The following is a 26,046-nucleotide window of genomic DNA, read 5'->3' as shown; positions in this document are numbered from 1 at the left end:
TTGGGGGGGGGGGGGGGGGGGGGCCCCCCCCCCGGGGGGGGTTTGGGGCCCGGGGGGGGGGGGGGCCCCCCCCCCCCCCCCCCCCGGGGGGGGGGGGGGGGGGGGGGGGGCTCCACGGTCTATAGGGCAGAGCCCCCACCCCCAGCCCCTCCCCAAGGGGAGGGGAGCAAAGGGGTGCTTGCATTCCCTCCCCCCGATGCGCCACACTGCGCAGCGGAGAGGGAGAACACCATGAACCGATTGGCACTTGCCGCTGCGCTGCTGGCTTCAGCCGCACCGCTTGCCGCCGAAACGCACCGCATCGAAGCGGGCGAGGGCGCGGCGACGCGCTTGCAGGAAGCACTCATCCTGGCCGCGCCCGGCGATGTGATCGAACTGGCTGAAGGGCGTTTCGTGCTGACCGATGGCCTCAGCCTCGACGTTGATGGCGTCACGGTGCGCGGGGCGGGGATGGACAAGAGCGTGCTCGACTTCACCGGCCAGCAGGGCGCGGGCGAGGGGCTGCTCGTCACTTCGGACAATGTCACCTTGCGCGATTTCGCGGTCGAGAACCCCAAGGGCGACGGGATCAAGTCCAAGGGCGCGGACAACATCATCTATCACGCGATCCGGGTCGAATGGACCGGCGGGCCGAAGGCAACCAACGGCGCTTACGGCATCTACCCGGTCGAAAGCACCGGCGTGCTGGTGACGCAATCGAAGGTTTCGGGCGCGTCGGATGCCGGGATTTACGTGGGCCAGAGCCGCGACATCACGGTGCGGGGCAATCTCGTCCAGTTCAACGTCGCGGGCATCGAGATCGAGAACAGCCGCAATGCGCTGGTGACCGAGAACATCGCCGCCCGCAACACCGGCGGCTTGCTGGTGTTCGACCTGCCCGGTCTGCCGGTGATGAACGGCGGCAATGTGATCCTGCGCGACAACATCGTGAAGGATAACGACACGGCAAATTTCGCACCGCCCGGCAATATCGTCGCCAGCGTGCGGCGCGGCACCGGCGTGCTGGTGATGGCCAATGATGGCGTGCTGATCGAAGGCAACGCCTTTGACAACAACCCGACCGCGCATGTGATGGTGATCGCCTACACCCAGCCCTTCACGGACGCGCGTTACAACCCCCACGCCCGCAATGTGGTGGTCGGCAAGAATGCGTTCGGGCGCGGCGGGGATGATCCGCAGCTTGATGGCAAGGCGCAATTGCTCGCGGCTTTCGGCGGGGCCTTGCCGCCGGTGCTGTGGGACGGATTGTTCGAGCGGGAGGGCAACAGCCTGATGATCGCGCCCGGGGTGACGGGGTGGAGCCTCAATCTGACGCACGTCGGCCAGAGCCTTGCCGAAGCGCGCCCCGGCCCGCTGGTGATGGAGCCGACCGATCTGTGGGAGTTCCCCGCAGTCGGCGCGCCTGCGGCTCTGGAAGCACGCCTGAAGTGAGGCACGGTGCGGCCCTGTTGGCAACAGCGCTGCTGGCGCTGAGCGGAACGATCACCGCACGGGCCAAGGCCCCTGATATGCGCCGCGTGAATGATGCTGCCGTGGCCGATGAAGGAATGCCGCGCACCCTGTCGCAATACGGCTTTTTCGCGGATGGGGCGCGCCAGGTTCCGTCCGAGCGGGTAACGCCTTACGCTCTCAATACGCCCCTGTGGTCGGACGGGGCGGAAAAGCTGCGTTTTATCTATCTGCCCGAAGGCACCCGGCTGACCGCTGACGGAGAGGGCCTGCTGCAATTCCCCGTCGGCGCGGCGATCGTCAAGACCTTTGCCTTCGGGGAGGGCGCAGCGCGCCGCCTGATCGAGACCCGCGTGCTGTTGCACCGCGCGGATGGCTGGACCGCGCTGCCCTATCGCTGGAACGCTGAGCAGACCGAAGCCACGCTGGCACTGGCAGGCGGCCGGGTCGATCTTGTCACCCCTGCGGGTGAGGCGATATCCTATGCCATTCCCAACAAGAACCAGTGCAAATCGTGCCACAGCAAGGACGGGACGGTGATCCCGATCGGCCCCAAGGCGCGCAATCTTTCGGTGCGGTGGATGGGCGATATGGTGAAGGCAGGCTGGCTGGACCGCTTGCCGCCGGGCGGTGCGACAATGCCGGTCTGGGCGGGTTATGCAGGCAGCAGCCCTGCCGCGCCCTTTGCCCGCGCCTATCTCGATGCAAACTGCGCGCATTGCCACCAGCCGGGCGGGGGCGCGTCCAATTCCGGGCTTGACCTGCGCTGGGAACAGTCAGACCCCCACGCGATCGGCATCATGAAGCGCCCGGTCGCGGCGGGTCGCGGGGCGGGCGGGCATGAGTTTTCGATCCTGCCGGGCCAGCCTGACCGCTCGATCCTGCTTTACCGGATGAACAGCGCGGAGCCCGGTGTCGCCATGCCCGAACTGGGCAAGGCCAGCGTAGACACTCACGGGGTCGCGGTTGTGCGGCGCTGGATTGCGGAGATGCAACCGAAATGAAATGGGTCTGGCGCGGTCTTCTTGCGCTCCTCGGCATCTTTGTGATCGCCTTCCTGATCTTCCGCACGCCCGATACTGACGCTGCCACCATGCGCGCCAAATATGGCGGGCCGCCGTCGCAATTCGTCAAAATCGGTGGCGGCGTGACGGTGCATTTGCGTGACGAAGGGCCGAAGGATGCCCCCGCGATCGTGCTGCTCCACGGCTCCAACGCCGATCTGCACACATGGGAACCGTGGGTGGCGGCCTTGAAGGGCCAGTACCGGATGATCCGCTTCGATCAGGTCGGCCACGGGCTGACTGGGCCTGACCCGAAGCAGGATTACAGCCGCGACAATTATTTGGCCGACATTCTCGAAGTGGCGGACGCGCTGGGGCTTGGGCAATTCGTGCTTGCTGGCAATTCGATGGGCGGCAAGCACGCGCTGGCCTTTGCGGCGGCGCATCCCGAACGCCTGACGGGCCTTGTGCTGGTCGATAGCGCCGGCGGGCCGATGCTGAAGGTGGCTGCGAAGGACAAGGACGAAGACAGCGGCAATATCGGCTTCAGGATTGCGCAGACGCCGGGGATCAATCTGCTGGTCGAACAGATCACGCCGCGCAGCCTGATCGCGCAAAGCCTCGAACAATCGGTCTCGGTCAAGTCTGTGGCGAACGCGGCGGCGGTGGACCGGTACTGGGAATTGCTGCGCTACCCCGGCAACCGGCGCGCGACCCTGAAGCGCTTCGGCACTCCCTATGACCCGCTGACCGAGGCCGAGATCGCCGCGGTCACCACGCCCACCCTGATCCTGTGGGGCGAGGAAGACCGCCTGATCCCCGCCGAGGCCGGGCGATGGCTGGCCAAGACCATGCCCAGCAGCCGGCTGGTGATCTATCCCGGGATCGGCCACTTGCCGCATGAAGAAGCGCCCGAAGCAACGCTCGGCGATCTGGTGCCGTGGCTTGGCGAGCACGCCTCGCCTGCAATCGTGCCACCAACATCCGGCTAAATCACCTCGCTGCGCCAAGCCCTCTGGACGCAAGCGACCCTTGCGCCCTACAGCCTTTCGCAACTGCACACTGAACACGAAAGGGCACCCGTTTGCGCAAACTGGGGATTATCGGCGGCATGAGCTGGGTGTCGACCGCGACCTATTACGACCACATCAATCGCATGGTCCAGCGCCGCGCCGCCCCGATGGCCAGCGCGCCCATGCTGATCGAGAGCCTCGATTTCTGCCAGCTTTATGCGCTGGTGGAGGACCGCGACTGGAGCCGCGCCGCAGCCGTGCTGACCGACAGTGCCAAGCGGCTGGAAGGCGCCGGGGCGCAAGGTCTCATCATCGGCGCCAATTCCATGCACCGCCTGTATGATGATGTCGCCGCGGCTGTGAACATCCCGATCCTGCACATCGCCGAATATGTCGGCCTGGCCATGAAGCGCGCCGGGATCACCAGTGCCGCCCTGCTGGGCACCCGCAATGTGATGACCGAAAGTTTCTACCGCAAGCGGCTGGTCGCCCACGGGATCGACCTGCTGCCGCCCAATCTCGATTATGTCGAAATGCTCGACCGTATCATCTATGACGAACTGATGGTCGGCAAGGTCACGCGAGAGGCCGAGCGGACGATGAAGACGATCATCACCAACAAGGCGCAGGAAGGTGCCGCTGCCATCGTGCTGGCCTGCACCGAGCTGGATCTGGTGGTCGATGTCGACGCCAATGTACTGCCGATCTTCGATAGCACGCGCATCCATTGCGAGGCGGCGGCTGACTGGATTCTGGAACAGGACAACGCGGGATAATCGGTCACTCGTCGGGCTGACGGGGCGGCCCGTCGATTTGCGTGGTTGCAAGGGGTGCAACCGATTAACTTTTACCACTAAGGCGCCCGCGGATTTTGCTGCGGAAACGCGACGGCATCATCCGGGTCTTCGGGTCGCACCGACAGGCCCTTGGGGCCGTTCTCCTCCCCCCCAATCACCGGAGGGCGGCCCCATAATTTTCCCCCGCCGTGACACGCTTTTTGGCCGATAGGAGCAAGGTTCCCGACCTGTTCCGGTTGAGCCGCCGCCCGCGCTCCCCTAATCGCCGGGGGTGATGACCCGCGCCCCCTATGCCGCCGACCCGCACGCCCAGCCGCGGCGCGAATTTGGCAGCGCTCATAGCGGCGATCACGGCGATCGAGGCGGCGGCGAGCACCGCGGGCCTCGCACCGCCTTCCAGCGCGACCGCGACCGGATCGTCCATTCGATGAGCTTCCGGCGGCTGAAATCCAAGACGCAGGTCTTCATCGCGCCCGATGGCGATCATTACCGTACCCGCCTGACCCACAGTCTGGAAGTCGCCCAGATCGGCCGGGTGATTGCCCGCACGCTGGGGCTGGACGAGGATCTGACCGAGGCTTTGTGTCTTGCCCATGATCTGGGCCATCCGCCCTTCGGCCATGCGGGCGAGGCCGCGCTGTCAGCCGCGATGGAGCGCCACGGCGGCTTCGATCACAATGCGCAGGCGCTGCGCACGGTGATGCGGATCGAGTGCCCCTATCCCGAGCATGACGGGTTGAACCTGACGTGGGATCTGCTGGAAGGCCTCGCCAAGCACAATGGCCCGGTCACCGCCCCAAATTGGGCGCTGGCGCAGCTGGATGCGGCCTTCCCGCTCGATCTGCTGACATGGCCCTCGCTCGAAGCGCAGGTGGCAGCGGTGGCCGATGACATTGCCTACGACAATCACGATATCGACGATGGCCTGCGCGCCGGATTTCTGAGCCTTGATGACCTGCTGACGCTGGATTTCCTCGCAGACCAGTGGCGGCGCGTCGAAAAACGCTTTCCCCATGCCCCGCGCACGCGTCTGCTGCGCGAGATGATCCGTGACCAGATTGGGCTGATGGTGAATGATGTGATCGCGCACACGGCTGCGCAGGTAAAAGGCCTCGGCTCGGTGGCCGAGGTGCGCAGCGCCGGGGGCCAGCTCGCCGGGTTTTCGCCCGCGATGGCGACACAGGAACGGCGGCTGAAGGCGTTCATGTATGAACGGCTCTACTACCACCCCGAACAGGTCGCCGCCGCAGACCGCGCCCGCGATGTCGTGGCGCGGCTGTATGATGCCTATGCGCAGGATGCGGCACTGATGCCCGATGACTGGCACACGCGCCTGCCCGACGATAATCCGCAGCGCGCCCGGATGATTGCCGATTTCATTGCCGGCATGAGCGATCGTTTCGCCATGCAGGCGGTCAGCACGATTTATGGCGAGCGGCCTTCGGGCCTGATCAATGTCTGATCCGCGCCGGCCCGCACCGGCACGCGTTGCCTTGGTTGGTGCCACCGGGCTGATCGGCCGCCGGGTGATCGAAGTGTCGAGCATGGGCGATGACGTACGGATTGTCGGCATCGCCCGGCGCGAAGCCCCTTTGCCGCCCGGCGCGCGGATGGAGATGTTTGTCTCCGACCCTGCCAAGTGGGGCGAGGTGTTTGAAGCCGTGCGCCCGCGCGCGCTGATCTGTGCGCTGGGCACCACCTGGAAGAAGGCCGGGCGCGATGAGGCTGCGTTTCGCAGCGTCGATCACGATCTGGTGATCGCCACCGCCGAAGCGGCCAAGCGCGCGGGAATCCCCAACATGGTGCTGGTCAGCGCCGCCGGGGCCGATGCCCGTTCCAAAAGCTTTTACATGCGCGTCAAGGGCGAGACGGAAGACGCCTTGTCGCACATCGGCTTCAAACGGCTCGATATTCTCCATCCCGGTCTGCTGCGCGGTGAGCGTCCGGATGACCTGCGTTTTGCCGAACGCGCTGCGATGATCGCCGCGCCGCTGATCGATCCGCTGCTGTCGGGCGCGTGGCAGCGGTATCGCTCGATCGATGCAGGGCTGGTGGCGGAAGCCGCGCTGGGCCTTGCGCTGCGCCGGGCGGGGGGCCGCTTTACCCATGATAACGAAGCGATGCGCCGCGCGGCGCGCGAATGGCGGCGCAGCAGCGAAACCGGAGAGATGGAATGATCGACTGGAATGCGTGGTTCAGCATGGTCAACCTGCTGGCGCTGATCGCGTGGACGGGTCTGATCGCACTCCCGCGTTGGCCGGCGCTGTTGTCGGGCATCCTTTATCTGGGCATCGGGCTGCTGTGCCTGATCTATACCACGGGGCTGATCGGCCTGGTGACCGGGGTGCTGTCCAATCCGCCTGCGGCAGGCGGCGGCGGGGGCGGGGCCGATTTCACCACGATTGCCGGTGTGCGCGCAATCTTCGGAACGGATGGCGGCGTCACGATCGGCTGGACGCATTACCTCGCCTTCGATCTGTTCGTCGGCCTCTGGATCGCCCGCGATGGCGACGCCAAGAACATTTCGAGGCTGATTCAGGCCCCGGTTCTGCTGGCGACCTTCATGGCTGGGCCGCTGGGATTGCTGGCGTGGCTCGGCATTCGTGAGCCGATTGCGCGGCGGCAGGGCCGGTTTCGCTAGACCGCTGTGGGTGCTTGCGCTTAACCTTGCGCCCAAAGCTTTTGGGAGAGAGCACGGCCATGGCGAACAACGCCTATCACGATCACCAGACCTTTGATGCGTGTCTGCATTTCTGGGCGAAGGCGCGGCCTGATGGCCTGGCCTTCGATCAGGATGGGCGGGTTACCACCTATGCCGAGGCCGATGTGCTTACCCGCCAATTGATCGCGCTCTTGCAGGCGCGCGGGATTGCAGCAGGGGACCGGATCGCGTGGCTGGGCAAGAACCGCGATATCTATTTCCTGCTCTATATCGCAGCGGCGCGCATGGGTGCGGTGATGGTGCCGATCGGCTGGCGGCTCGCCCCGCGCGAGATCGCCTATATCCTCGGTGATACCGAAGCCAAGCTGCTGTTTGCCGATGCGGAGTTTGTGGCCACCGCTCACAGCGTCGCAAGCGAAGTTCCGGCCAATCCCGAAGTGATCGAGGCCGAGGCCGCGCGCACGGCGGCGGGCGGATTCGACCCGGCGGACTATACGCCGCCCGGCCCGCATGACCCTGTTTTGCAGCTCTACACATCGGGCACGACCGGCAACCCCAAAGGCGCGATGCTGACCAATACGAACCTGCTCGGCCTGAGGAATGCGGGCAATGCGGCGGGGCTGGACTGGCAGTTCTACGAGCCGGGCGATTGCATGCTCGTCGCGATGCCCTGCGCGCATATCGGGGGCACGGGGCTGGTGAATATCGCGATTGCCAACGGCGTGCGATCACTGGTGCAGGCGGAGTTTTCGCCGGTCGGCGTGCTGGAAGCGATCGAGGCGGGGGCAACGCACATGTTCATCGTGCCGGCTGCGCTCCAGATGGTTATCCAGCACCCGCGCGCCGCGACGACCGATTTCAGCAATCTCAAATACCTGATGTATGGCGCCGCGCCCATGCCGCTGGAATTGCTGAAAGAAGCGGTGCGCACGATGCCGACGACCAAGTTCCTGCAAGCCTATGGCATGACCGAGACGGCCGGCACCATCTCGATCCTGCCGCCCGAAGATCACAGCCTTGAAGGCAACCAGCGGATGCGCTCGGCTGGCAAGGCCTGCCCCGGTGTCGAAATCGAAGTGCGCGGGCCCGACAACGTGGAGGTGCCGCGCGGCGAAATCGGTGAGGTCTGCATCCTGTCGCCCACCAACACGCCGGGGTACTGGCGGCTTCCCGAAGCGACCACCAAGACCATCGATCCCGATGGCTGGCTGCACACCGGGGACGCGGGCGTGATGGACGACGATGGCTACGTCTATATCCAGGACCGCATCAAGGACATGATCATCTCGGGCGGCGAGAACGTCTATCCCGCCGAGGTCGAAAGCGCGATCTATGGCCACCCCGCCATCGCCGAGGTTGCGGTGATTGGCGTGCCGAGCGCCAAGTGGGGCGAGGAGGTCAAGGCCTGCGTCGTCGTCAAGCCGGGGCACGCAGTGGACGAAGCCGATGTCATCGCCTGGGCGCGGGAGCGGATCGCGGCGTTCAAGGCCCCCAAAAGCGTCGATGTGATCCCGGTGATGCCGCGCAATGCCAGCGGCAAGATCCTGCGCCGCGAATTGCGCGCACCTTATTGGGAAGGGCAGGAACGGCAGGTATCGTGATGGCCAAACAGCATGCCCCGGCCACCTTGCGCAACCGCGAGCCGATTGCCCAAGTGCTGGCGCGCGAGCTGCCGCCTGCTGGCACGGTGGTCGAAATTGCGGCAGGCACAGGGGAACATGCGGTGTTCTTTGCCGCAGCTTTCCCCGCGCTGACATGGCAGCCGACCGACCCTTCGGCCGAGGCATTGGCGTCCATCGCGGCCTATCGGGAAGACTATCCCGGCACGAACCTGCTTGCACCCGTGATGCTTGATGCCGCTTTGCCCGAAGCGTGGCCGGTGGCCCAAGCTGCTGCAATTTTGTGCATCAACATGGTCCATATCAGCCCTTGGGAGGCGACCCTCGGGCTTTTCCGGGGTGCTGCCCGATTATTGGGCAAAGGCACCGGGCCACTGATTTTTTATGGCCCGTTTCTTGAGCAGGGCGTCGCAACCGCGCCGTCCAATCTCGACTTCGATGCCAGTCTGAAGACGCGCGATCCGCGCTGGGGGCTGCGCGATGCTGAACAACTGGATGCGCTCGCAGCCGCACAAGGCATGGCCCGCACCGCGCGCCATGCCTTGCCAGCCAATAACATCATGCTGGTTTACAGGCGGATTTAGTCGATCGCACGCTCGCCCGCGCGGCCAACCGACTTGATATCGTCGCCCACGCCTTTGACGGTGTTGCACGCCGCAGCGCTCAGCGAAAGGGCAGCAAGGGCAGCGAGTGTGATGGTCTTGCGAATCATGATGGTGGCTCCTTTATCTTACGTTCAAGGCCGATGCCTGCACGCCTATTCCTGACTTGCGGCTGAAGCGACGCGTCTTGCTTTGGCCAATTGCCGTTCGCGCCATGCGATCAGCAATCCGGCAGCGATAATCAACGGCGCGCCAAGCCACAGGCTCGCCGGCGCGGCTTGGTCGAAAACATAAAAACCATAGAAGCTGGCCCATAGCAACGCGGTGTAATCCATCAGCAAGATCACCGCGGCCGAGCCGAAGCGCAGCGAGGTGGTCAGCAACATTTGCGCTGCCGCCCCCACAAGGCCCATCCCCAGGATCAGCGCCCAGGTGACCGGATCGTGGCCCGCGATCACGAAGGGCAGGGCAAGGGCTGCGACGGGCGTGGTCAGCGCGGCGAACCAGAAGACAATGCTCCACGGGTTTTCGGTGGTGTTGAGATCCTGCAACTGAAAGCTGATGAGCGCGACCATGAAAGGCGCGACCAGACCCACGGCCACACCGGCCAGCGTCACGCCTTCGTGAAGGCCGGAAAACGGCTGCATTACCACAATCACGCCGGCAAATCCCATACCCACCGCGCCCCAGCGGTAGGGGCCAATCCGTTCCTGTAGCAGGATGATGGCGATCAGCACGGCAAAGACCGGCGCGGTAAAGCTCAGCGTGGTGGCCTCAGCCAAGGGCAGCAGCAGCACTGCGCCGTAGGTGAAGATCATCCCGAACAGCCCTGCGGCCGCGCGCCGAGCATGGGCGGGCAGGCGCTGCGTCTTCAGCATGGCAAGATTGCCGGTCAGCGTCAGGCCTGCGCCCAGCAGGACCACAGTGAGCAATTGCCGCCAGAAGATCAGCTCGATCAGATGCGCGCCGCGCTCCCCGGCCAGCTTGACCAGCATGCCCATCGTCGCCAGCGCAAAGGCGGCCAGCAAGCGGACGCCAAGCGCGAGCAGGGGGCGGGGCCGGGCGATTGAGCCATCCATCACCAGCGGCTTGGCCCAGCGCTGCGGGTTGCGCAAGCCGTGCCTCTGCCTACATGGGCGGCCAATGGATATTGTTGCCCAATTCGAACTGTTGAGCGACGCTGCGCAGCTGGCAGCGGCAGGCGCAGGTCTGTGGGTTTTTGCCGGTTTTGCCGCGCTGATGGAGCGGCGCCGCGCCAAAAGCCGCGATCTGGCGCGACTGGAAGAGGTCGGCTGGGTGCCGTGGACAGGCCTGTTCATGCTCGCCGCGCTGCTGGGCGGCGGATGTCTGGCGATGAGCTTGCCGGCGGTGATCGGGGGGAACTAGGCACAACCTTGGCGGCGTGCGCCGAACGAACCCAAAGGGTTCGCAAGGCCGGAGTCGAAGCCGAAGGCGCAGACGTGCGAAGCACACCTGCACGGCCGCCGGCCGGTTAGGCCGCAGCTATCGGCCCGGAGGGGCCGATAGCGCCTGCCTCGTCAGAGGCAGGCCTCAAGATACGCCTGATCGAAGCCGAACTGCCGCGCCTTTTCCAGCGTGTAGGGGCGCAGGCCCGAGGCGCGGAATTCGCCGAGGATCTTCCCGTCGTCGGTCTCGTCGAGATATTCGAACTTGAACAGCTCCTGGGTCACGATCACATCGCCTTCCATCCCGATCACCTCGGTGATGTTGGTGGTGCGGCGCGAACCGTCGCGCAGACGCTTCACCTGCACGATCAGGTCGACCGATTCGGCGATCTGGCGGCTGATGGCTTCTTTGGGGATCTTGATGTCGCCCATCAGGATCATGTTTTCCATACGGCCAAGGCATTCGCGCGGGCTGTTGGCGTGGAGCGTACACATCGAACCATCGTGACCGGTGTTCATCGCGGCCAGCAGGTCGAAACATTCCGCGCCGCGAATTTCCCCGAGGATGATGCGGTCCGGGCGCATACGCAGGGCGTTCTTCACAAGGTCGCCGATGGTGATGGCGCCCTGGCCTTCAAGGTTCGGCGGGCGGGTTTCGAGCGGCAGCCAGTGCGGCTGCTGCAGGCGAAGTTCGGCCGCGTCTTCGATCGTCAGCACGCGCTCGCCCGGGTCGATCATTTTCGACAGGGCGTTGAGCATGGTGGTTTTCCCCGAACCCGTACCGCCCGAGATCACGATGTTCATCCGGCACGCGCCGGCGATTTTCAGCGCGGTCGCCATCTTGTCAGACATCGACCCGAAGTCGCGCAGCATGTCGATGGTGATCGGCTTTTCGGAAAACTTACGAATCGAGATCGCGGTGCCGCGCAAGCTGAGCGGCGGCACGATCACGTTCACACGCGAACCGTCCTTCAAGCGGGCGTCAGCCAGCGGCGTGGTCTGGTCGACGCGGCGGCCGACCTGATTCACGATCCGCTGGGCGATCTGGAACAGGTGCTGTTCATCGCGGAAGCGGATCGGGGCGAGCGTCAGCTTGCCCTTCTTTTCGATGTAGGTCTGATCCGGGCCGTTGACCATGATATCGGACACGTCGGGATCGTTCAGCAATTCTTCCAGAGGGCCGAAGCCGAGCAGCTCGTCGATCAGCACCTTTTCCAGCGCGAATTGTTCGCGCCGGTTCAGCGTGACCTTCAGCTCGGCCAGCACTTCCATGATGATCGGGCGGAATTCCTCGGAGAGCTCCTCCTTGGAAAGGGTCGCTGCCGCCTCGGGATCGACGCGTTCGAGCAGGCGCGGGAGCACCTGTTCCTTGATCTTGTGGACGCTGGCTTCAAAGCCGCCGACTTCGGAATTGGACTCGTTGACCGCAGCCATGCGTTCGTTGAGGCGGTCGATGGCCTCTGACGTGGTCGCAGGCCGGGACATGCCCGAAGGCGCGGGCTTTGACGCTGCCACCTCGCCCGGGATCGGTGGAAACTGCTCCCCGCCGCGCGGGGCTGCCCCTGCGCCTTTCATTGGCCGTGCGACACCAAAAGCAGGGCGTGCACCCGGCTTCATCCCATCTGCATTGCCCTTTTTGCCGAATGCGCTCATTCCAAGCCCCCAAGGGTCCCAAACCATTGGCACCCTTCGCCCCGCGGGTACGAAAGGTGCGTCACGAAGAATGGTGAATAGGCAGGAAAGGTTGTTATTTCCCTAAGCCTGCCAAAACCAGCGTGATCGGGGGGTTGCTGTTAAAGCCGGCGCGGCTAGAGCGGGGGTATAGCAGAACCAACGTCACTAACGGAGCAGCCAGGCGAATGTGCGGCATCATCGGGATCGTGGGCAATAGCAGCGTCGCCGACCGGTTGGTCGATGGGCTGAGGCGCATGGAATATCGCGGCTATGACAGTGCCGGGATCTGCACGCTCCATGATGGTGCGCTGGTGCGGCGGCGCGCAGAAGGCCGGCTGGCGAACCTCGTTACCGTGCTGGCGGCTGATCCGGCGCCGGGCCATGTCGGGATTGCGCATACCCGCTGGGCCACGCACGGCGCGCCCACCGCTGCCAATGCGCACCCCCATGCGACTGGCGAAGTGGCCATCGTTCACAATGGCATCATCGAAAACTTCAAGGAACTGCGCAGCGAACTGGCGGCGACAGGCCGCGTGTTCGAAAGCGAGACCGACAGCGAGGTGGTCGCCCATCTGATTTCGGCCGAGGTTGAGGGCGGGGCCGATCCGGTCGCAGCGGTGCGGGCTATCCTGCCGCGGCTGCGCGGCGCCTTTGCGCTGGCGATTGCCTTCCGCCAGCATCCCGATCTGCTGATCGGCGCGCGCCTCGGCTCGCCGCTGGTGCTGGGGTACGGGCCTGAAGGCGCTGAGGCGGAAATGTATCTCGGGTCTGACGCACTGGCGCTGGCCCCGCTGACCCAGCGCATCGCCTATCTTGAGGAAGGCGACTGGGTGGTGCTGCGGCGCGACGCCGCCCAGATTTACGATGCCGACAACAATCCCGTGAACCGCGAAATCCGCGCATCGGGCGCATCGGCGGCCGCGGTGGAGAAGGGCAATTACCGCCACTTCATGCAGAAGGAAATCTTCGAGCAGCCCACCGTGGTGGCGCAAACGCTTGCCTCCTACCTGCGCCGGTCGGACAATTCGGTGGCGCTGCCGCAGATCGATTTCGACCTTTCCGCCATCCGCCGCCTGACCATCGTCGCCTGCGGCACCAGCTTTTATGCCGGGATGGTGGCAAAATACTGGTTCGAACAATTCGCCCGCGTGCCGGTGGATATCGATGTCGCGTCCGAGTTCCGCTACCGCAATCCGGTGCTGGAAGATGGCGGGCTGGCGCTGTTTATCTCGCAGAGCGGGGAGACGGCAGACACGCTGGCCGCGCTGCGCCATTGCAAGGCCAACGGCCAGACGATCGGTGTGGTCGTCAACGTGCCGACCAGCACCATGGCGCGTGAGGCTGACCTGCTGCTGCCGACCCACGCCGGGCCGGAAATTGGGGTCGCCTCTACCAAGGCGTTCACTTGCCAGCTGGCCGTGCTCGCCGCGCTGGCGGCGCATATGGCGGTGAAAAAGGGCCGCCTCAGCCGCGAGCAGGAGGCCGAGATCGTGCGTCATCTGCTCGAAGCGCCGGCCGCACTGAACGCCGCGCTGGCGCATGATGAAGACATTGCCGCCATGGCCCCGCTGATCGCCCCGGCGCGCGATGTGCTGTATCTGGGGCGCGGGCAGGATTATCCGCTGGCGTTGGAAGGGGCGCTGAAGCTGAAGGAAATCAGCTATATCCATGCCGAGGGCTATGCCGCTGGCGAGATGAAGCACGGGCCCATCGCGCTGATCGACGACGCGGTGCCAGTGGTGGTGATCGCGCCTTCGGGGCCGTTGTTCGAAAAGACCGTCTCCAACATGGAGGAGGTGCGCGCGCGCGGCGGGCAGGTGGTGCTGATTTCCGACGCGCAAGGCATTGCCGAAGCGGGTGAGGGCTGCATCGCCACGATCGAAATGCCGGTGGTGCACCCGCTGATCGTGCCGCTGGTCTATGCCGTGCCGGTGCAGTTGCTGGCCTATCATGTCGCCGTGGTCAAAGGCACCGACGTCGATCAGCCGCGCAATCTCGCCAAGTCGGTGACGGTCGAATAACCCGCGCCTTCAGGCTTTTGGGCCAGAGCTTTACTGCTGCCTAACCATTTTGGGTTACGCTGGCGCGGTGGTAAAACTGCGTGCCTCTCCCCCGCCGGCGCTTCCGGCCGACTTGCCGATCGCCGATGTCCTCGGCCTGTCGCGCAATCCGGCGTTTGATCCGGCGCGTCTGCGGGGTGACGAATTTTCCGAACTGGCCCGGGCCAGCCGCAACCGGATGCTCGCCAATGCGCTGGTTATCGTCTTTGTCGCTTCGGTGTTCATCCCGCTGATTGGCTGGTTGATTGTTGGTTTGTGGGCCGGGGCGCTGGCTATTGTGCTCACCAAGTCGCGCCAGACCGACATGATGCTGGTCGATCCGGGATCATACGGCCCCCATGCCACTCTGGCGCATTTGCAGAACCTTTATGCGGTAGCCTCGGCGCTGTGCTGGGTTACGGCCTTGCTGCTGTTCCCGTGGCTGGCAGACGGGGCACAGGCCACCATGCTGTTGCTGGTCGTGATGTCGATCATGATCGGATCAACCTTCGTCTTTTCCACTTCACCGCTGAGTGTTCTGATTTATATCAGTATTCTCGGTTCTGGTGCGATGCTGTCGCTGGGGCTGGAGGCGCAGTGGCACGCCATGTCCGGCATGACCTTGTTCACCATCACAAGCCTGGTTGCGACCATTCAGGTCCGCACAATTTTCCTCAAAGGGCGGCTGGCTGAAGCCTCTCTGGTGGAAAAGGAGGCAGTGGTTTCGATGCTGCTGCGCGAGTTTGAGGAGAACGAGGCTGACTGGCTGTGGGAAATCGACCCGGCCCGCAAACTGCGCGCGGTGTCCCCGCGTTTTGCCTTTGCGCTCGGGCGCTCGCAGGCCGATATCGAAGGCAAGCCGCTGCTGGAAATGGTGGCGGGACAGACCTGGGCGAGCGGACAATTTCCCCCCAGCCTCCACGATCTGGCCGAGCGGCTGAAGAACCGCGAAAACTTCTCGAATATTCTGGTGCAGGTCTCCATCCTTGGGGAAGAGCGCTGGTGGGAGCTTTCGGGCACACCGATGCGCGACGATCAGGGCCGCTTTACCGGGTATCGCGGAGTCGGATCGGACGTGACCGAACAGCGCAAGTCTTCCGAAAAGATCGCCTATCTCGCGCGGTACGATACGCTGACCCAACTGCCCAACCGCTTGCAACTGACTGAAGCGCTGGGCGAGGCGCTGCGTTACGCGGCGCAGTGGCGCACGCGCTGCGCGTTGCTGATGGTCGATCTCGACCGGTTCAAGGCCGTCAACGATTCGCTGGGCCATATGACCGGCGACAAGCTGCTGGCGCAGGTATCAGCGCGGCTGCAATCGCTGATGGGCGAAAACCAGCTGTGCGGGCGGCTGGGCGGCGATGAATTTGCCATCGTCATCCGCGAAGCCAGCGCGCCCGGCGTCATCGGCGATCTGGCCCAGCGCGTTATCGAACGCTTGTCCGAGCCCTATCAGATTGACCACCATACGCTGTATGTCGGCGCGAGCGTCGGCTCCGCCGAAGGCCCGCGCGATGGCATCACCGTTGAAGAAATGATGCGCAACGCCGATCTGGCGCTGTACCGCGCCAAGGATAGCGGCGGGGGCGACCATTGCGTGTTCGAGCCGGTGCTGCACGCATCCGCCGAAGAGCGCCGCCAGCTTGAAGTCTCGCTGAGAAAAGCTCTCAGCCTTGACGAAATGGTGCTGCATTATCAGCCGGTGGTTGATGCCCGCAGTCATGCCGTGGTGAGTTTCGAGGCGCTGGTGCGCTGGAACAGCGCCGATCACGGATTTGTCAGCCCGGCCAAGTTCATCCCGCTGGCAGAAGATACGCGCCTGATCGTGCCGATCGGCCAATGGGTGATTCGCAAGGCTTGCGAAGAAGCGCGCCACTGGCCCGATCACATCAAGGTCAATGTCAACGTCTCGCCCGAACAGCTGCTGGAACCGGGTTTCCACGAAGAGGTGGTGCAGGCCCTGGCTGCCACGGGCCTCAGGCCGGACAGGCTGGAAGTGGAAGTGACCGAAAGCATTTTCCTGCGCGATGCCAGCATTGCCCGCAGCGCGCTTGAACAGGTTATGGCGCTTGGCTGTTCGGTGGCGCTGGATGATTTCGGGACCGGCTATTCATCGCTTGGGTATCTGCGCAAGCTCAAGTTCTCGACCATCAAGGTTGATCGGACATTTGTGCAGGGCGCCGCGCAGGACAGCGCCGAAAGCCTCGCCATCATCAACGCCGTGGTTGCCATGGCCAAGAGCCTGAAGATGACCACCACCGCTGAAGGGGTGGAGACGGCCGAGGAAGCCGAACTGATCCGCAATCTTGGCTGCGACAAGATTCAGGGCTTTTATTTCGGTCGTCCGATGCCCGCTGAAGATGCGCGCAAGCTGTTCCATATCGCCCGGGAACTGCGCGCCTGAACGCGCAGGCCGAAAAGATCAGGCTGGCAAGATCAGGCGGTGGTCAGCTGCGCAAGAATGCTCTCGAACAGACGGCGACCGTCATGCCCGCCCAGCGCGGGGACTGCCGCCGGTTCGATGGCACGTTCAGGATGCGGCATCATTCCCAGCACCCGGCCATTAGCGCTCAGCACCCCGGCAATATCACGCGCCGAACCGTTGCAGCTTTCCGCATAGCGGAAGGCCACCAGGCCTTCGCCTTCGATCCGGTCGAGCGTGTCGGCATCGGCGTAGTAATTGCCGTCATGATGCGCGACCGGGATGCGGATGGTTTCGCCCTGCGTGTAGGCGGACGTGAACAGCGAAGCGGTGTTTTCGGCCGTCAGCGCCACGGTGCGGCAGATAAAGCGCTGCCCCGCATTGCGCAGCAGCGCGCCCGGAAGCAGCCGCGCTTCGGTAAGGACCTGGAAGCCGTTGCACACACCCAGCACCGGCACGCCGCGATCCGCAGCCGCCACCACCGCGCGCATGATCGGACTGGTTGCCGCCATCGCGCCTGATCGCAGGTAATCGCCGTAAGAAAACCCGCCCGGCAGCGCGATGAGATCGAGGCCGGATGGCAAATCGGCATCGCCGTGCCACACCCGGATCGCCGGCTGGCCCGACACCGCTTCCAGCGCTGAGGCCATGTCCCGGTCGCAGTTGGAGCCGGGGAAGGTGATGACCGCCGCCCGGAAAGCCATCAGCCTTGCGCTCCGGCGGTTTGGCCGGCGGTTTCGCCATCGGTTTCAATCGTGAAGCTTTCGATCACGGTGTTGGCCAGCAGCTTTTCGCACATGGCCGTGATCGCGGCGCGATCGGTGCCATCGGCCACATCGAGTTCGATCAAACGTCCGATCCGCACATCTTCAACGCCCGCAAAGCCGAGCCCTTCGAGCGCATGGTGCACGGCGCGGCCCTGCGGATCGAGCACGCCGGGTTTCAATCGGACAAGAACGCGCACTTGCATGGCCTGATGCTCCATTGTCTCGCGCCGCGGGCTCGGCGCTGCCGCGGCGCCGCTATAGCGTCCCGGCCCGCATTCGCAATCATCGTGATGCGGCTTGTTCACGGTGGGCAGTTTCCCGGCGCTCTGCCGCGACGGTCACACCCCGGTCAGGAATTGACCCATGTTTGTAACCTTGCTGCAACAGCGACGGCAAGAACGGCGCTGCCGCAGCCTCTGCGCACCGCAATGACGCTGTGACGGCTCGCGCGAATCGGGCGAACCTGCCACCGCGCGGTCGATACCTGCAAATACCTTTACCCTCTCCGCCCAGACCCTCCGTTCAGACTAGGGAGCTATCCGATGTCTTACCGTTTTTCCGCGTTTCGTGCCGCTTGTGCCGGTTCAACCATGCTCGCCGCTGCGGTGTTCGGCCTTGCGGCCCCAGCGAGCGCGCAGGACACCGCAGCGACCGATGATACCGAAGGCCAGCTGGCCACCATCATCGTGACCGCCAACCGCCGCGAGGAAAATCTTCAGGACGTGGCCGTGTCCGCCGATATTCTTGATGCTGACCGGATCGGCGCCATTTTCAGCGGCGCGGCCGACATCACGGCGCTGGCGGGCACGGCGCCGGGCCTCAATGTCGAAAGCTCCAATGGCCGCGTGGCGCCGCGCTTCTATATTCGCGGGCTTGGCAACACGGATTTCGATCTCGCCGCATCGCAGCCGGTCTCGGTGATCCTTGACGATGTCGTGATGGAGAACGTCACCCTCAAAAGCTTCCCGATCTTCGATGTCGAGCGGGTCGAAGTGCTGCGCGGTCCGCAAGGCACGCTGTTTGGCCGCAACACCCCGGCCGGCATCGTCAAGATCGATTCGGTCAAGCCGGGCCATGATACCACCGCATCGGGATCGCTGTCGCTGGGCAGCTACAACACCGCATCGCTGAACACCGCCGTCGGCGGGTCGATCATCGGCGACGTGCTGGCGTTCCGCGTTTCCTCGCAGCTTCAGCGCCGCAGCAACTGGATCAGCAACGACTTTACCGGCCGTGAGGATTCGCTCGGCGGCTACACCGATTTCGCCATGCGCGGGCAGCTGCTGCTGACCCCGGGCGAGCGGACGAGCATCCTGGCCGCGGTCAATTACCGCGATCTTGATGGTTCATCGACTTTCTTCCGCGCCAACGCGGTCGGGCCGGGCAACAACCGGCTGAACGCCAATTACGACCGCGACCGGGTGTCCTATGACGCGGGCGGCGGCAACCGGGCGAACTACGAACAGGTCGGCGCGACACTGACCGCAGCGCATGAGTTTGACGGCGCAACGCTGACCTCGATCACCAGCCACTGGACCAGCAAGGGATCAAGCCGCGGCGATGTGGACGGGGGCAACCTTGTCACCGGGCCGGGCTTCATCCCGTTCCCGTCCGATACGCAGGATTCGATCGATCTTGAACAGACCACGCAGGAAGTGCGCCTTGCCTCGAACGGGGAAGGCCCGCTCAGCTGGCAGATCGGCGGCTTCTATTTCGAGAGCGATTTCGATGTCACCACGATCGGCTTCACCTTCCCACCGCCGGTCACGGTCAATCACACCAACGAGGCATGGGCGCTGTTCGGTCAGGTTTCCTACCAGCTGACCGATACCCTGCGCGCCACCGGCGGCATCCGCTACACCGATGATCAGAAGGACTTCTTCGTCCGTTCGGGCGCCGCGCCGCAGCCGCGCAGCGTGCAGGACGACCAGTTCGATTGGGACATCAGCCTGTTCGCCGACCTGTCCGAGGACGCGAGCGTCTATGCCAAGGTCGCCAACTCGTTCCGCGGGCCGACGATTCAGGGCCGCGATGTCGCCTTCTTCGCAGCCCCCTCGGTCGCGCAGTCGGAGAACATCACCTCCTACGAAGTCGGCTTCAAGAGCGAGCTGGCCGATCGCCGCGTGCGCCTGAACGGTGCGGTCTATTACTACACCGTGGAAGATCCGCAGTTCACGGCCGTTGGCGGGGCGGGCAACCTCGTCCAGCTGATCAATGCCAACAAGGGTGAGGCTTACGGCGTCGAATTTGACGGCGCGTTCCAGATTTCGCCGCAGTTCCTCGTGACCCTTGGTGTTGCTTACAACAGCACCGAGATCCAGGATTCGAACCTCGCCGTCGGCGTTTGTGCGCAGTGCACCGTGACCGACCCGACCCGTCTGATCGGCGGAAATCGCCGCGCGCTGATTGATGGCAACCCCTTCCCCAATGCGCCCGAATGGAGTGGCGATCTGACCGCGCGTTATGGCATTCCGGTCGGCAATTCGGGTGAGTTCTTCATCTTCACCGACTGGGTCTATCTCGGGGAAACCAACTTCCTGCTGTACGAAAGCCGCGAATTCAACGCGGGCAGCCGGTTTGAGGGCGGTCTGAAGGTCGGTTATTCGGGCAGCGATGGTCAGTGGGAACTCGCCGCCTTCGCGCGCAACATCACCGATGAGGACAATGTCCTTGGCGCGATCGACTTCAACAACAACACCGTCTTCGTCAACGAACCGCGCGTGATCGGGGTGATGGTCGGTCTGAAGTATTAAGGCTGCGCGTGCCCCGCTAGCCGGGGCATGGGCACCAACCGGAACCGGCAGGCGGGGAGCTTGCCGGTTGCCGTTATTCTGGCGTCTGGGGCGCGGTCTGAGGCGCGGATGCTTCCGGCACGACCACGAATTCAACGGCGCTGCCGGGGGCCAGGTATTTCAGCGCGGTCTGATGCAGGTCTTCAGGCGTGATGGCCGTCATCAGGCCGGGCGCTGCAAAGTACCGATCGAGCTGCGCCGGTTCGCTCTGCGCGCGGGCCGCCAGCCCAAGCCAACCGCCCAGATCCTTGAGCAGATTGGCATATTCTTCAAGATAGGGCTTGCGCGCGCGATCGATCAGGTCGGGATCGACCGGGCCTTTGCGCAGATCGGCCAGCAGGCTTTGCACAGCAGCCTGCGTGACCGCGACCTGATCGGCGGCAACGGCGCTGCTGATCGAGAAGGTGCCGTAGCCGGGGTAGATATGGCTGGCGGCAGACCGGGCCGACGGCGAATAGGCCTGCCCCAGATCTTCGCGCAAGCGATCGGTCAGTTGCAGCCGCACAATCCGCGCCAGCAGATCAAGCCGCAGCGTTTCGCCAAGATCGCTGTCGTCCGTAGTGGGCCAGACCCATTGCAGCAGCGCCTGATCGGGCTCGCCCTTGTGCGTGATGATGTGCTGGCCGCGCTGCGCCGTGAACGGGCGAATGCGGTTCTCGGTGCGCGGGTTGAAGGCTTGTTCACGCGGCGGCAGCGCGCCTAGCGTGGCGGCAACCGCCGCAATCGCTTGCGCCTCGTCAAGATCGCCGACCAGCGCCAGCTCAATCGCGCCGCCGGTCAGGCGGTCGGTGATGGCGGCGCGCAGCTGCGCATAATCCAGTGCGAGAAAATCCGCTTTGGGCAGCAGTGAAAAACGCGGGTCATTGCCCGACAGGATCCCGCCGATCGCCGTTGACAGCGCGCGGGCAGGGGTCGCGTCCAATGTGTTGAAGAAATTGTCGATCCCCTTGCGGAACCGCTCCACCCCCTCGGGCCGGTAGCCCGGATCGGTGAGGGTGGCGGCGAGCACCTGCATTTGTGTCAGCAGGTCGCGCGGGGTGGTGACGGCTGATGCGGTGAAGGCGTCGGTGCCGCTGGCCAGTTCAAAGCTGACGCTGCGTCCGGCCAGCACGCTCGCCAGTTCATCCTGGGAGTGCTTTCCAAGCCCGCCTGCCGCGAGCGAGCCGGCAAGATAGGTGCGCAGCGGCGCATCGGCGGTGTTCATCAGATCGCCGCCGTCCACCGCCAGCAAAAACGCAATCCGGTCCTTGCGCACATCGGTTCGCTTGAGCGTAAGGCGCACGCCGTTGGCAAAGCGGATTTTGCGCAGGCCGAGGCGCTCGTCCACGACGTCGGACACCACCGTTCCCGCCGGGCCGAAATCGCTGTAGCCAAAGGCAAGCGGGCCGTTGCTGGCGGGCGGAGCGATAGGCAAGGCCAGCCCATCGGCAAAGGCGCTGCGCAAGCCGGTCTCACCGCCATCGGGAAGCCTGCGCCCTTCAAACCGGATCAGCGGCTCTGCCAGCGGCGCGGCATCGGCCAGCACGGCCTGCCATGCCGCTTCGGGCGTGATAGCGGGCGCCTGCTCCTCAAAGGAGGCCAGCGACCAATCGGGCGTGGTGGGCACACGCTTGTCGCTGACCAGAGCCAGCGCTCCGCCTGCAAACACGGCGTTGCTGCGCGTGCCGGCCGATTTCACGCCGTTTTCCAGCGCCGTGCGGATGTTGGCCAGCTGCTCGTCGACTTCGGCCTGCGTGAAGCCATAGGTCAGCGCCTGATTCACCTCGCGCACCGCGGCCAGCACGCCTGCGCGCCATGCGCCGTCGGTGCTGTTGACGCTGAGGCTGGTGATGCGGGCATCTTCAAAGATGTCGCCCGAACTGAAGCTGGCACTGCGAAATGGCGCATCAGCGCCGCGCGCCAACCGGGCGAGGCGGCGGTTGATGATGCCATAGCCGACCGCGCGCAGCCGGCTGGCGCGGCGCGCCGCAAGCGTATCGGGCTCGTCGCGCCACGGGGCCAGCCGGCTGATGGTCACGCTTTCGGACAGGGCGTGATCAAGGTGGATATCGGTCAAGCCCTTGCGTTCTGGATCAATCGGTCCGGCCCGTGGTTTGGCCGGGGCAGGGGCGGGCGCCCAATCGGCAAAGCGGGCGCGGATCGCGGCTTCGACCACGGCGACCGGATAATCGCCGACCACCACCAGCACGGCGTTTTCAGGCGTATAGGTCCGTTCGTAGAGACTGCGGATTTGGTCGGCGGTGGCAGTTTCCAGCACCTCCAGCGTGCCAATCGGCATGCGGTTGGCATAATGCGCGCCGGGCGCAAGAAAGGCGACGTTGTCTTCAAAATTGCGCTGCTGGAAGCCCGCGCGGTCGCGCCGCTCGGCCAGAATAATCCCGCGTTCGCGCTCCACAGCGTCCGGCGCGATGGTCAGCTCGCTCGCCGTTTCGCGCATCAGCATCAGCGCCGTGCCCAGCAGCGCTTCATCGTTGCGCGGCAGATTGAGCATATAGGTGATGTTTTCAAACCCGGTCGACGCATTGGTATCCGCGCCGAAAGCCAGCCCCTCGCGTTCGAGCAGCTTGATCATCTCGCCTTCGGGGATGCCCTTCGATCCGTTGAAGGCCATGTGTTCAAGATAGTGCGACAGCCCGCGCTCGGCATCGGTTTCGGCCAGCGCGCCGGTGTTGATCCGCAGCCTTACCAGCGCGGTGCCAGCCGGGGTGGCGTTGCGGCGGATGATGTAACGCAGCCCGTTATCGAGCCGTCCGAAGGTGTAATCGGTGTCGACCGGCACGTCGCTGGTCTCGAATGCCCAGACCGGCGCAGCAGATTGCGCAGTGTCTGCTGCGGCGGGTGTTGCCGGGGTTTCGTCCTGTGCGGCCAGCGGCGCGGCGAGCGCAAGTGCGGATACGGCCACCCAGCGGACGGCGGCAAACGTGTGCCTTCGCATTGTTTTCAAACCGCTCCTGCTCGCATCGCCATCTTGTGGAGATTACGGCCTGAACGGCGCCTGTCAGCATAATTCGCGCAGCCGATGATGCGGCGGCGGCGCTATTTCTTGAGCGGCGGCGGCCCGCGCAGGCGCGAACGGGCGTGCGACAGGTCGAACACCTCGCCCGGGCCATTGTCCTCGCCATTCAGCAGGCCGAGCCGGCGCGCGACTTCACGATAGGCTTCTTCCTCGCCGCCCAGATCGCGGCGGAAACGGTCCTTGTCGAGCTTTTCGCCGGTGTTCATGTCCCACAACCGGCAGCCATCGGGGCTGATTTCGTCTGCCAGAATCACGCGGCTGTAATCGCCGTCGTAAAGCCGCCCGAATTCCAGCTTGAAGTCGACCAGCCGGATATCGATCGCGGCAAACATCCCGCACATGAAATCGTTGATGCGGATCGCCATCGAGGAAATGTCGTGCATCTCTTCGTTGGTGCACCAGTTGAAGCAGGCGATGTGTTCCTCGGCCACCAGCGGATCGCCCAGTGCATCGTCCTTGTAGTAATATTCGATCAAGGTGTGGGGCAGGGGTTCGCCCTCTTCGATGCCGAGGCGCTTGCTGATTGAGCCGGCCGCCACGTTGCGCACCACCACTTCCAGCGGAATGATGTCGACCTGCCGGATCAGTTGCTCGCGCATGTTGAGGCGGCGGATGAAGTGGGTGGGGATGCCGATATGGGCGAGGCGCGTGAACACATGCTCGCTGATGCGGTTGTTGATCACGCCCTTGCCGTTGATCGTGCCTTTTTTCTCGGCATTGAAGGCGGTCGCATCATCCTTGAAATACTGGATGAGCGTGCCGGGTTCCGGACCCTCATAAAGGATCTTGGCCTTGCCTTCGTAGATCTTGGTTCGGCGGGACATTGGAACAGCACTCCCAGCTCGCCTTTCGGCGTTTAGCGAATGGTGCCCGAGGGCGGATTTGAACCACCGACACGCGGATTTTCAATCCGCTGCTCTACCCCTGAGCTACTCGGGCATTCGCTGCGAGCGACGGGGTGGAGCCAATTGGCTGCCCCGGCGAGCAAATGAGAGCGGCCCTATGGCGAAGGCAGAGAGGGTTGGCAAGGGGGTTTTATCCGCCCTTTTGTATCGGCGCATCAATCCTGCTCGCGCCAGCTGTCTTGCGCCAGTTCGTCGGGATCGGCAGGGGGGCCGGGCACGGCGTAGGAATCGGAAAACCAGCGCGCCAGATCGCGGTCCTTGCAGCGCTGCGAACAGAAGGGGTGGAATTGCTCGGACCGGGCTTTGCGGCATATCGGGCAGGGCTTGGGCTTGGTGGTCATGCGCCAAGGATTTGGGCGCTGGGCGCTTCGAGCGCAAGGCCGGGATCGGTTGCGATCCGCACCAGCCGTCCTGTCCGCCGCGCCAGTTCATCGCGCCATTCGGGCTTGAGCTTGGCCTGCAATGCGGGGTGTACGCGCAATTCCAGCACCGGGCCGTGGCCCTCGGCATGTTCGGCCAGGCGCAGCGCCAGCCGCGCGCAACTGCCGACGCGCGATGTGGCGAATCGGTGCAGCAGCGAAGGGCCTTCCAGCCGCGCGACCAGCTGGACAAAGCCGAAGCCGTTCATGGCGGTGCGTTCATGCGGCCAGCCGCTCAGCGCCGCGCCGAGCGCCTCGTCCACCGCGCGGCGATCGGTCTTGTCGGACAGAGTGGGAAAATCGATCCCGATATTGCCGCCAAGGTCGAACCATCGCAGCGCGCGGGCAATGGCAGGGACCGCGGCAAGCGCGACCTCGCGCGGGGCGCCGATGCCGTCGATATCGATCACCGTCATGGCCGGGGTGACGCTGACGAGAATTTCGCCGCCTGAAAAGTCGAGACGGGCGCTGGAGGCAGCGTGCCACACCTCCTCCCACAATCCAGGCGGAAAGCGGCGCACGGTCTGCCCTTGCGGGAACGCCGGGCGCAGGGCCGGGGTGTCAGGCCCGGCGACGCGCGTCTGCGCCCGCTTCAATCGCCCGCGTTCGGCGATAGGAGCGCGGGTGATGACAAGGTCGAGGGTCTGGCCCTCGGTTGCCTGCGGCGGCAGGTGATCGATCAGCGCCTCGCTGCCGCCGTCCAGCAGCGCCACCCCGCGCCGGGAGCCTTTCAGTTTCCCGGTCAGCTTGCCGCGCGCGGCCTGTCCTGCGCGCAGTTCTCCGGGCCACCACACCTGCGCTGCCAGCACCTGTTCGCCTGCGATCAGCAAGGCCCGGAGCTCGCCGATACCTTCTTCGATCAGCCATTCAGGCCCTGTCAGTTCAGGCAATGGGAAACCCCGCTGCCTTAAGCAGCGCGCGCGTTTCGTACAATGGCAGGCCCATCACCCCTGAATGGCTGCCTCTGATCCACTGGATCAAACCCTCTGCCGCGCCCTGGATGGCATAGCCGCCGGCCTTGCCCTGCCAATCGCCGCCCGCAAGATAGTCTGCGATTTCCTGCTCGGACAAGCGCTTGAAGTGCACCACGGTTTCATTGAGCCGTTCGCGCAACGTTCCATCGCTGGCGCGCAGAACGACACTGGTGAGCACCTGATGGCGCCGCCCGCTCATCAGTTCAAGGCAAGCGCGCGCTTCGGCGGCGGTCTCGGTCTTGGGCAGGATCCGCCGGCCTACGGCGACCACGGTGTCACCCGCCAGCACGTGGCCGGGGGCATCAACAGCCAGCGCCTTTTCGCGGCCCATGCGCAAGGCATAGGCGCGGGGAAGTTCGCCCTTCAGAGGCGTCTCATCGATATCGGCCGGGATGACCGCGTCCGGCACAAGGCCAAGCCGCCCCAGCAGCTCGCGCCGCCGGGGAGATGCCGATGCCAGTGTCAGGTGCGCCGCGCCCATGCGGG

Annotated in this window: 23 protein-coding genes and 1 tRNA gene; 13 read left to right on the top strand and 11 right to left on the bottom strand. The window is 64.7% G+C overall.

The features are described from left to right. Positions 1-231: 231 nt before the first annotated feature. The 9 genes from C0V72_RS01055 (at position 232) to C0V72_RS01015 (ending at position 9,128) form a co-directional block, all read left to right on the top strand. Entirely contained in the window at positions 232-1,431 is a 1,200-nt protein-coding gene (locus C0V72_RS01055; protein WP_101791345.1) for a parallel beta-helix domain-containing protein, read from the top strand. Between the two features lie 17 nt (positions 1,432-1,448). Further along, on the top strand, positions 1,449-2,453 hold the full coding sequence (locus C0V72_RS01050) for an SO2930 family diheme c-type cytochrome (RefSeq protein WP_324761506.1): 1,005 nt from the start codon (positions 1,449-1,451) through the stop codon (positions 2,451-2,453). Then, positions 2,450-3,445 (top strand): alpha/beta fold hydrolase, encoded by a 996-nt coding sequence (locus C0V72_RS01045; protein ID WP_101791344.1) that lies wholly within the window; start codon positions 2,450-2,452, stop codon positions 3,443-3,445. The genes C0V72_RS01050 and C0V72_RS01045 overlap by 4 nt, the downstream gene beginning before the upstream one ends. Before the next feature lie 92 nt (positions 3,446-3,537). Then, complete coding sequence (locus C0V72_RS01040; protein ID WP_101791343.1) at positions 3,538-4,242, top strand: aspartate/glutamate racemase family protein; 705 nt, start codon at positions 3,538-3,540, stop codon at positions 4,240-4,242. A 295-nt stretch (positions 4,243-4,537) separates the two neighbouring features. Beyond that, on the top strand, positions 4,538-5,725 hold the full coding sequence (locus C0V72_RS01035; RefSeq protein WP_101791342.1) for a deoxyguanosinetriphosphate triphosphohydrolase: 1,188 nt from the start codon (positions 4,538-4,540) through the stop codon (positions 5,723-5,725). Further along, positions 5,718-6,440 carry an NAD(P)H-binding protein gene (locus C0V72_RS01030; protein WP_101791341.1) on the top strand — a complete coding sequence of 241 codons (723 nt, stop codon included), beginning with the start codon at positions 5,718-5,720 and terminating at the stop codon, positions 6,438-6,440. The genes C0V72_RS01035 and C0V72_RS01030 overlap by 8 nt, the downstream gene beginning before the upstream one ends. Beyond that, the gene (locus C0V72_RS01025) at positions 6,437-6,904 is read left to right on the top strand and encodes an ABA4-like family protein (RefSeq protein WP_233999716.1); all 468 of its coding nucleotides are present in this window, start codon (positions 6,437-6,439) and stop codon (positions 6,902-6,904) included. Before C0V72_RS01030 ends, C0V72_RS01025 begins: the two co-directional genes overlap by 4 nt. A 59-nt stretch (positions 6,905-6,963) precedes the next feature. Continuing rightward, positions 6,964-8,526, top strand: coding sequence for a long-chain-fatty-acid--CoA ligase (locus C0V72_RS01020; protein ID WP_101791340.1), 1,563 nt, complete (start codon positions 6,964-6,966; stop codon positions 8,524-8,526). Next, positions 8,526-9,128, top strand: a complete 603-nt coding sequence (locus tag C0V72_RS01015; protein ID WP_101791339.1) for a DUF938 domain-containing protein — start codon at positions 8,526-8,528, stop codon at positions 9,126-9,128. Before C0V72_RS01020 ends, C0V72_RS01015 begins: the two co-directional genes overlap by 1 nt. Here C0V72_RS01015 and C0V72_RS01010 read toward each other — a convergent pair. Together C0V72_RS01010 and C0V72_RS01005 are read right to left on the bottom strand one after the other, a co-directional pair. Continuing rightward, complete coding sequence (locus tag C0V72_RS01010; protein WP_101791338.1) at positions 9,125-9,256, bottom strand: entericidin A/B family lipoprotein; 132 nt, start codon at positions 9,254-9,256, stop codon at positions 9,125-9,127. The genes C0V72_RS01015 and C0V72_RS01010 overlap by 4 nt on opposite strands. Positions 9,257-9,301: 45 nt before the next feature. Continuing rightward, positions 9,302-10,261, bottom strand: coding sequence for a DMT family transporter (locus C0V72_RS01005; protein ID WP_233999715.1), 960 nt, complete (start codon positions 10,259-10,261; stop codon positions 9,302-9,304). Positions 10,262-10,289: 28 nt separating this feature from the next. Between C0V72_RS01005 and C0V72_RS01000 the strand changes: the two genes are divergently transcribed. Next, positions 10,290-10,532, top strand: a complete 243-nt coding sequence (locus C0V72_RS01000) for a hypothetical protein (protein ID WP_101791337.1) — start codon at positions 10,290-10,292, stop codon at positions 10,530-10,532. Between the two features lie 152 nt (positions 10,533-10,684). On the opposite strand, the gene C0V72_RS00995 is transcribed toward C0V72_RS01000, so the two are convergent. Then, on the bottom strand, positions 10,685-12,205 hold the full coding sequence (locus tag C0V72_RS00995; protein WP_172438859.1) for a CpaF family protein: 1,521 nt from the start codon (positions 12,203-12,205) through the stop codon (positions 10,685-10,687). A 206-nt stretch (positions 12,206-12,411) separates the two neighbouring features. Between C0V72_RS00995 and glmS the strand changes: the two genes are divergently transcribed. Continuing rightward, on the top strand, positions 12,412-14,247 hold the full coding sequence (gene glmS, locus C0V72_RS00990; RefSeq protein WP_101791336.1) for a glutamine--fructose-6-phosphate transaminase (isomerizing): 1,836 nt from the start codon (positions 12,412-12,414) through the stop codon (positions 14,245-14,247). A 49-nt stretch (positions 14,248-14,296) separates the two neighbouring features. Continuing rightward, on the top strand, positions 14,297-16,669 hold the full coding sequence (locus C0V72_RS00985) for a putative bifunctional diguanylate cyclase/phosphodiesterase (RefSeq protein WP_233999714.1): 2,373 nt from the start codon (positions 14,297-14,299) through the stop codon (positions 16,667-16,669). Positions 16,670-16,701: 32 nt separating this feature from the next. Here C0V72_RS00985 and purQ read toward each other — a convergent pair whose 3' ends face one another. Together purQ and purS are read right to left on the bottom strand one after the other, a co-directional pair. Next, positions 16,702-17,391, bottom strand: coding sequence for a phosphoribosylformylglycinamidine synthase subunit PurQ (purQ, locus tag C0V72_RS00980; RefSeq protein ID WP_101791335.1), 690 nt, complete (start codon positions 17,389-17,391; stop codon positions 16,702-16,704). After that, complete coding sequence (gene purS, locus C0V72_RS00975; protein WP_101791364.1) at positions 17,391-17,657, bottom strand: phosphoribosylformylglycinamidine synthase subunit PurS; 267 nt, start codon at positions 17,655-17,657, stop codon at positions 17,391-17,393. Before purS ends, purQ begins: the two co-directional genes overlap by 1 nt. Before the next feature lie 339 nt (positions 17,658-17,996). On the opposite strand from purS, the gene C0V72_RS00970 reads away from it, so the two are divergent. Beyond that, on the top strand, positions 17,997-20,207 hold the full coding sequence (locus C0V72_RS00970) for a TonB-dependent receptor (RefSeq protein WP_101791334.1): 2,211 nt from the start codon (positions 17,997-17,999) through the stop codon (positions 20,205-20,207). A gap of 73 nt (positions 20,208-20,280) precedes the next feature. Here the strand turns inward: C0V72_RS00970 and C0V72_RS00965 are convergent, their stop codons facing one another. The 6 genes from C0V72_RS00965 to C0V72_RS00940 all read right to left on the bottom strand — a co-directional run bounded on the left by C0V72_RS00965 (position 20,281) and on the right by C0V72_RS00940 (position 26,041). Next, entirely contained in the window at positions 20,281-23,148 is a 2,868-nt protein-coding gene (locus C0V72_RS00965; protein WP_324761505.1) for a M16 family metallopeptidase, read from the bottom strand. Between the two features lie 134 nt (positions 23,149-23,282). Continuing rightward, the gene (purC, locus tag C0V72_RS00960; RefSeq protein WP_101791332.1) at positions 23,283-24,086 is read right to left on the bottom strand and encodes a phosphoribosylaminoimidazolesuccinocarboxamide synthase; all 804 of its coding nucleotides are present in this window, start codon (positions 24,084-24,086) and stop codon (positions 23,283-23,285) included. Positions 24,087-24,126: 40 nt separating this feature from the next. Then, a tRNA-Phe gene (locus tag C0V72_RS00955) sits at positions 24,127-24,201 on the bottom strand. Between the two features lie 121 nt (positions 24,202-24,322). Further along, a complete protein-coding gene (locus tag C0V72_RS00950; protein ID WP_101791331.1) occupies positions 24,323-24,508 on the bottom strand; it encodes a DNA gyrase inhibitor YacG in 186 nt (61 codons plus the stop codon). Next, positions 24,505-25,476 carry a ribonuclease E/G gene (locus C0V72_RS00945; protein ID WP_233999713.1) on the bottom strand — a complete coding sequence of 324 codons (972 nt, stop codon included), beginning with the start codon at positions 25,474-25,476 and terminating at the stop codon, positions 24,505-24,507. Before C0V72_RS00945 ends, C0V72_RS00950 begins: the two co-directional genes overlap by 4 nt. Further along, entirely contained in the window at positions 25,469-26,041 is a 573-nt protein-coding gene (locus C0V72_RS00940; protein WP_101791330.1) for a Maf family protein, read from the bottom strand. Before C0V72_RS00940 ends, C0V72_RS00945 begins: the two co-directional genes overlap by 8 nt. Positions 26,042-26,046: the final 5 nt, after the last annotated feature.

The sequence above is a fragment of the Porphyrobacter sp. TH134 genome (assembly GCF_002855495.1).
GTDB lineage: Bacteria > Pseudomonadota > Alphaproteobacteria > Sphingomonadales > Sphingomonadaceae > Erythrobacter.
The sequence above is the reverse complement of the archived record's forward strand: the minus strand, read 5'-3'. Positions and strand labels throughout refer to the sequence as shown.

Excerpts from the sequence above, each read along its gene's own strand:
- C0V72_RS01055 (WP_101791345.1), top strand. The coding sequence starts at position 232 with ATGAACCGATTGGCACTTGCCGCTGCGCTGCTGGCTTCAGCCGCACCG.
- C0V72_RS01045 (WP_101791344.1), top strand. The coding sequence starts at position 2,450 with ATGAAATGGGTCTGGCGCGGTCTTCTTGCGCTCCTCGGCATCTTTGTG.
- C0V72_RS01035 (WP_101791342.1), top strand. The coding sequence starts at position 4,538 with ATGACCCGCGCCCCCTATGCCGCCGACCCGCACGCCCAGCCGCGGCGC.
- C0V72_RS01030 (WP_101791341.1), top strand. The coding sequence starts at position 5,718 with ATGTCTGATCCGCGCCGGCCCGCACCGGCACGCGTTGCCTTGGTTGGT.
- C0V72_RS01025 (WP_233999716.1), top strand. The coding sequence starts at position 6,437 with ATGATCGACTGGAATGCGTGGTTCAGCATGGTCAACCTGCTGGCGCTG.
- C0V72_RS01020 (WP_101791340.1), top strand. The coding sequence starts at position 6,964 with ATGGCGAACAACGCCTATCACGATCACCAGACCTTTGATGCGTGTCTG.
- C0V72_RS01015 (WP_101791339.1), top strand. The coding sequence starts at position 8,526 with ATGGCCAAACAGCATGCCCCGGCCACCTTGCGCAACCGCGAGCCGATT.
- C0V72_RS01010 (WP_101791338.1), bottom strand. The coding sequence starts at position 9,256 with ATGATTCGCAAGACCATCACACTCGCTGCCCTTGCTGCCCTTTCGCTG.
- C0V72_RS01000 (WP_101791337.1), top strand. The coding sequence starts at position 10,290 with ATGGATATTGTTGCCCAATTCGAACTGTTGAGCGACGCTGCGCAGCTG.
- C0V72_RS00995 (WP_172438859.1), bottom strand. The coding sequence starts at position 12,205 with ATGAGCGCATTCGGCAAAAAGGGCAATGCAGATGGGATGAAGCCGGGT.
- glmS (WP_101791336.1), top strand. The coding sequence starts at position 12,412 with ATGTGCGGCATCATCGGGATCGTGGGCAATAGCAGCGTCGCCGACCGG.
- purQ (WP_101791335.1), bottom strand. The coding sequence starts at position 17,391 with ATGGCTTTCCGGGCGGCGGTCATCACCTTCCCCGGCTCCAACTGCGAC.
- purS (WP_101791364.1), bottom strand. The coding sequence starts at position 17,657 with ATGCAAGTGCGCGTTCTTGTCCGATTGAAACCCGGCGTGCTCGATCCG.
- C0V72_RS00970 (WP_101791334.1), top strand. The coding sequence starts at position 17,997 with ATGTCTTACCGTTTTTCCGCGTTTCGTGCCGCTTGTGCCGGTTCAACC.
- purC (WP_101791332.1), bottom strand. The coding sequence starts at position 24,086 with ATGTCCCGCCGAACCAAGATCTACGAAGGCAAGGCCAAGATCCTTTAT.
- C0V72_RS00950 (WP_101791331.1), bottom strand. The coding sequence starts at position 24,508 with ATGACCACCAAGCCCAAGCCCTGCCCGATATGCCGCAAAGCCCGGTCC.
- C0V72_RS00940 (WP_101791330.1), bottom strand. The coding sequence starts at position 26,041 with ATGGGCGCGGCGCACCTGACACTGGCATCGGCATCTCCCCGGCGGCGC.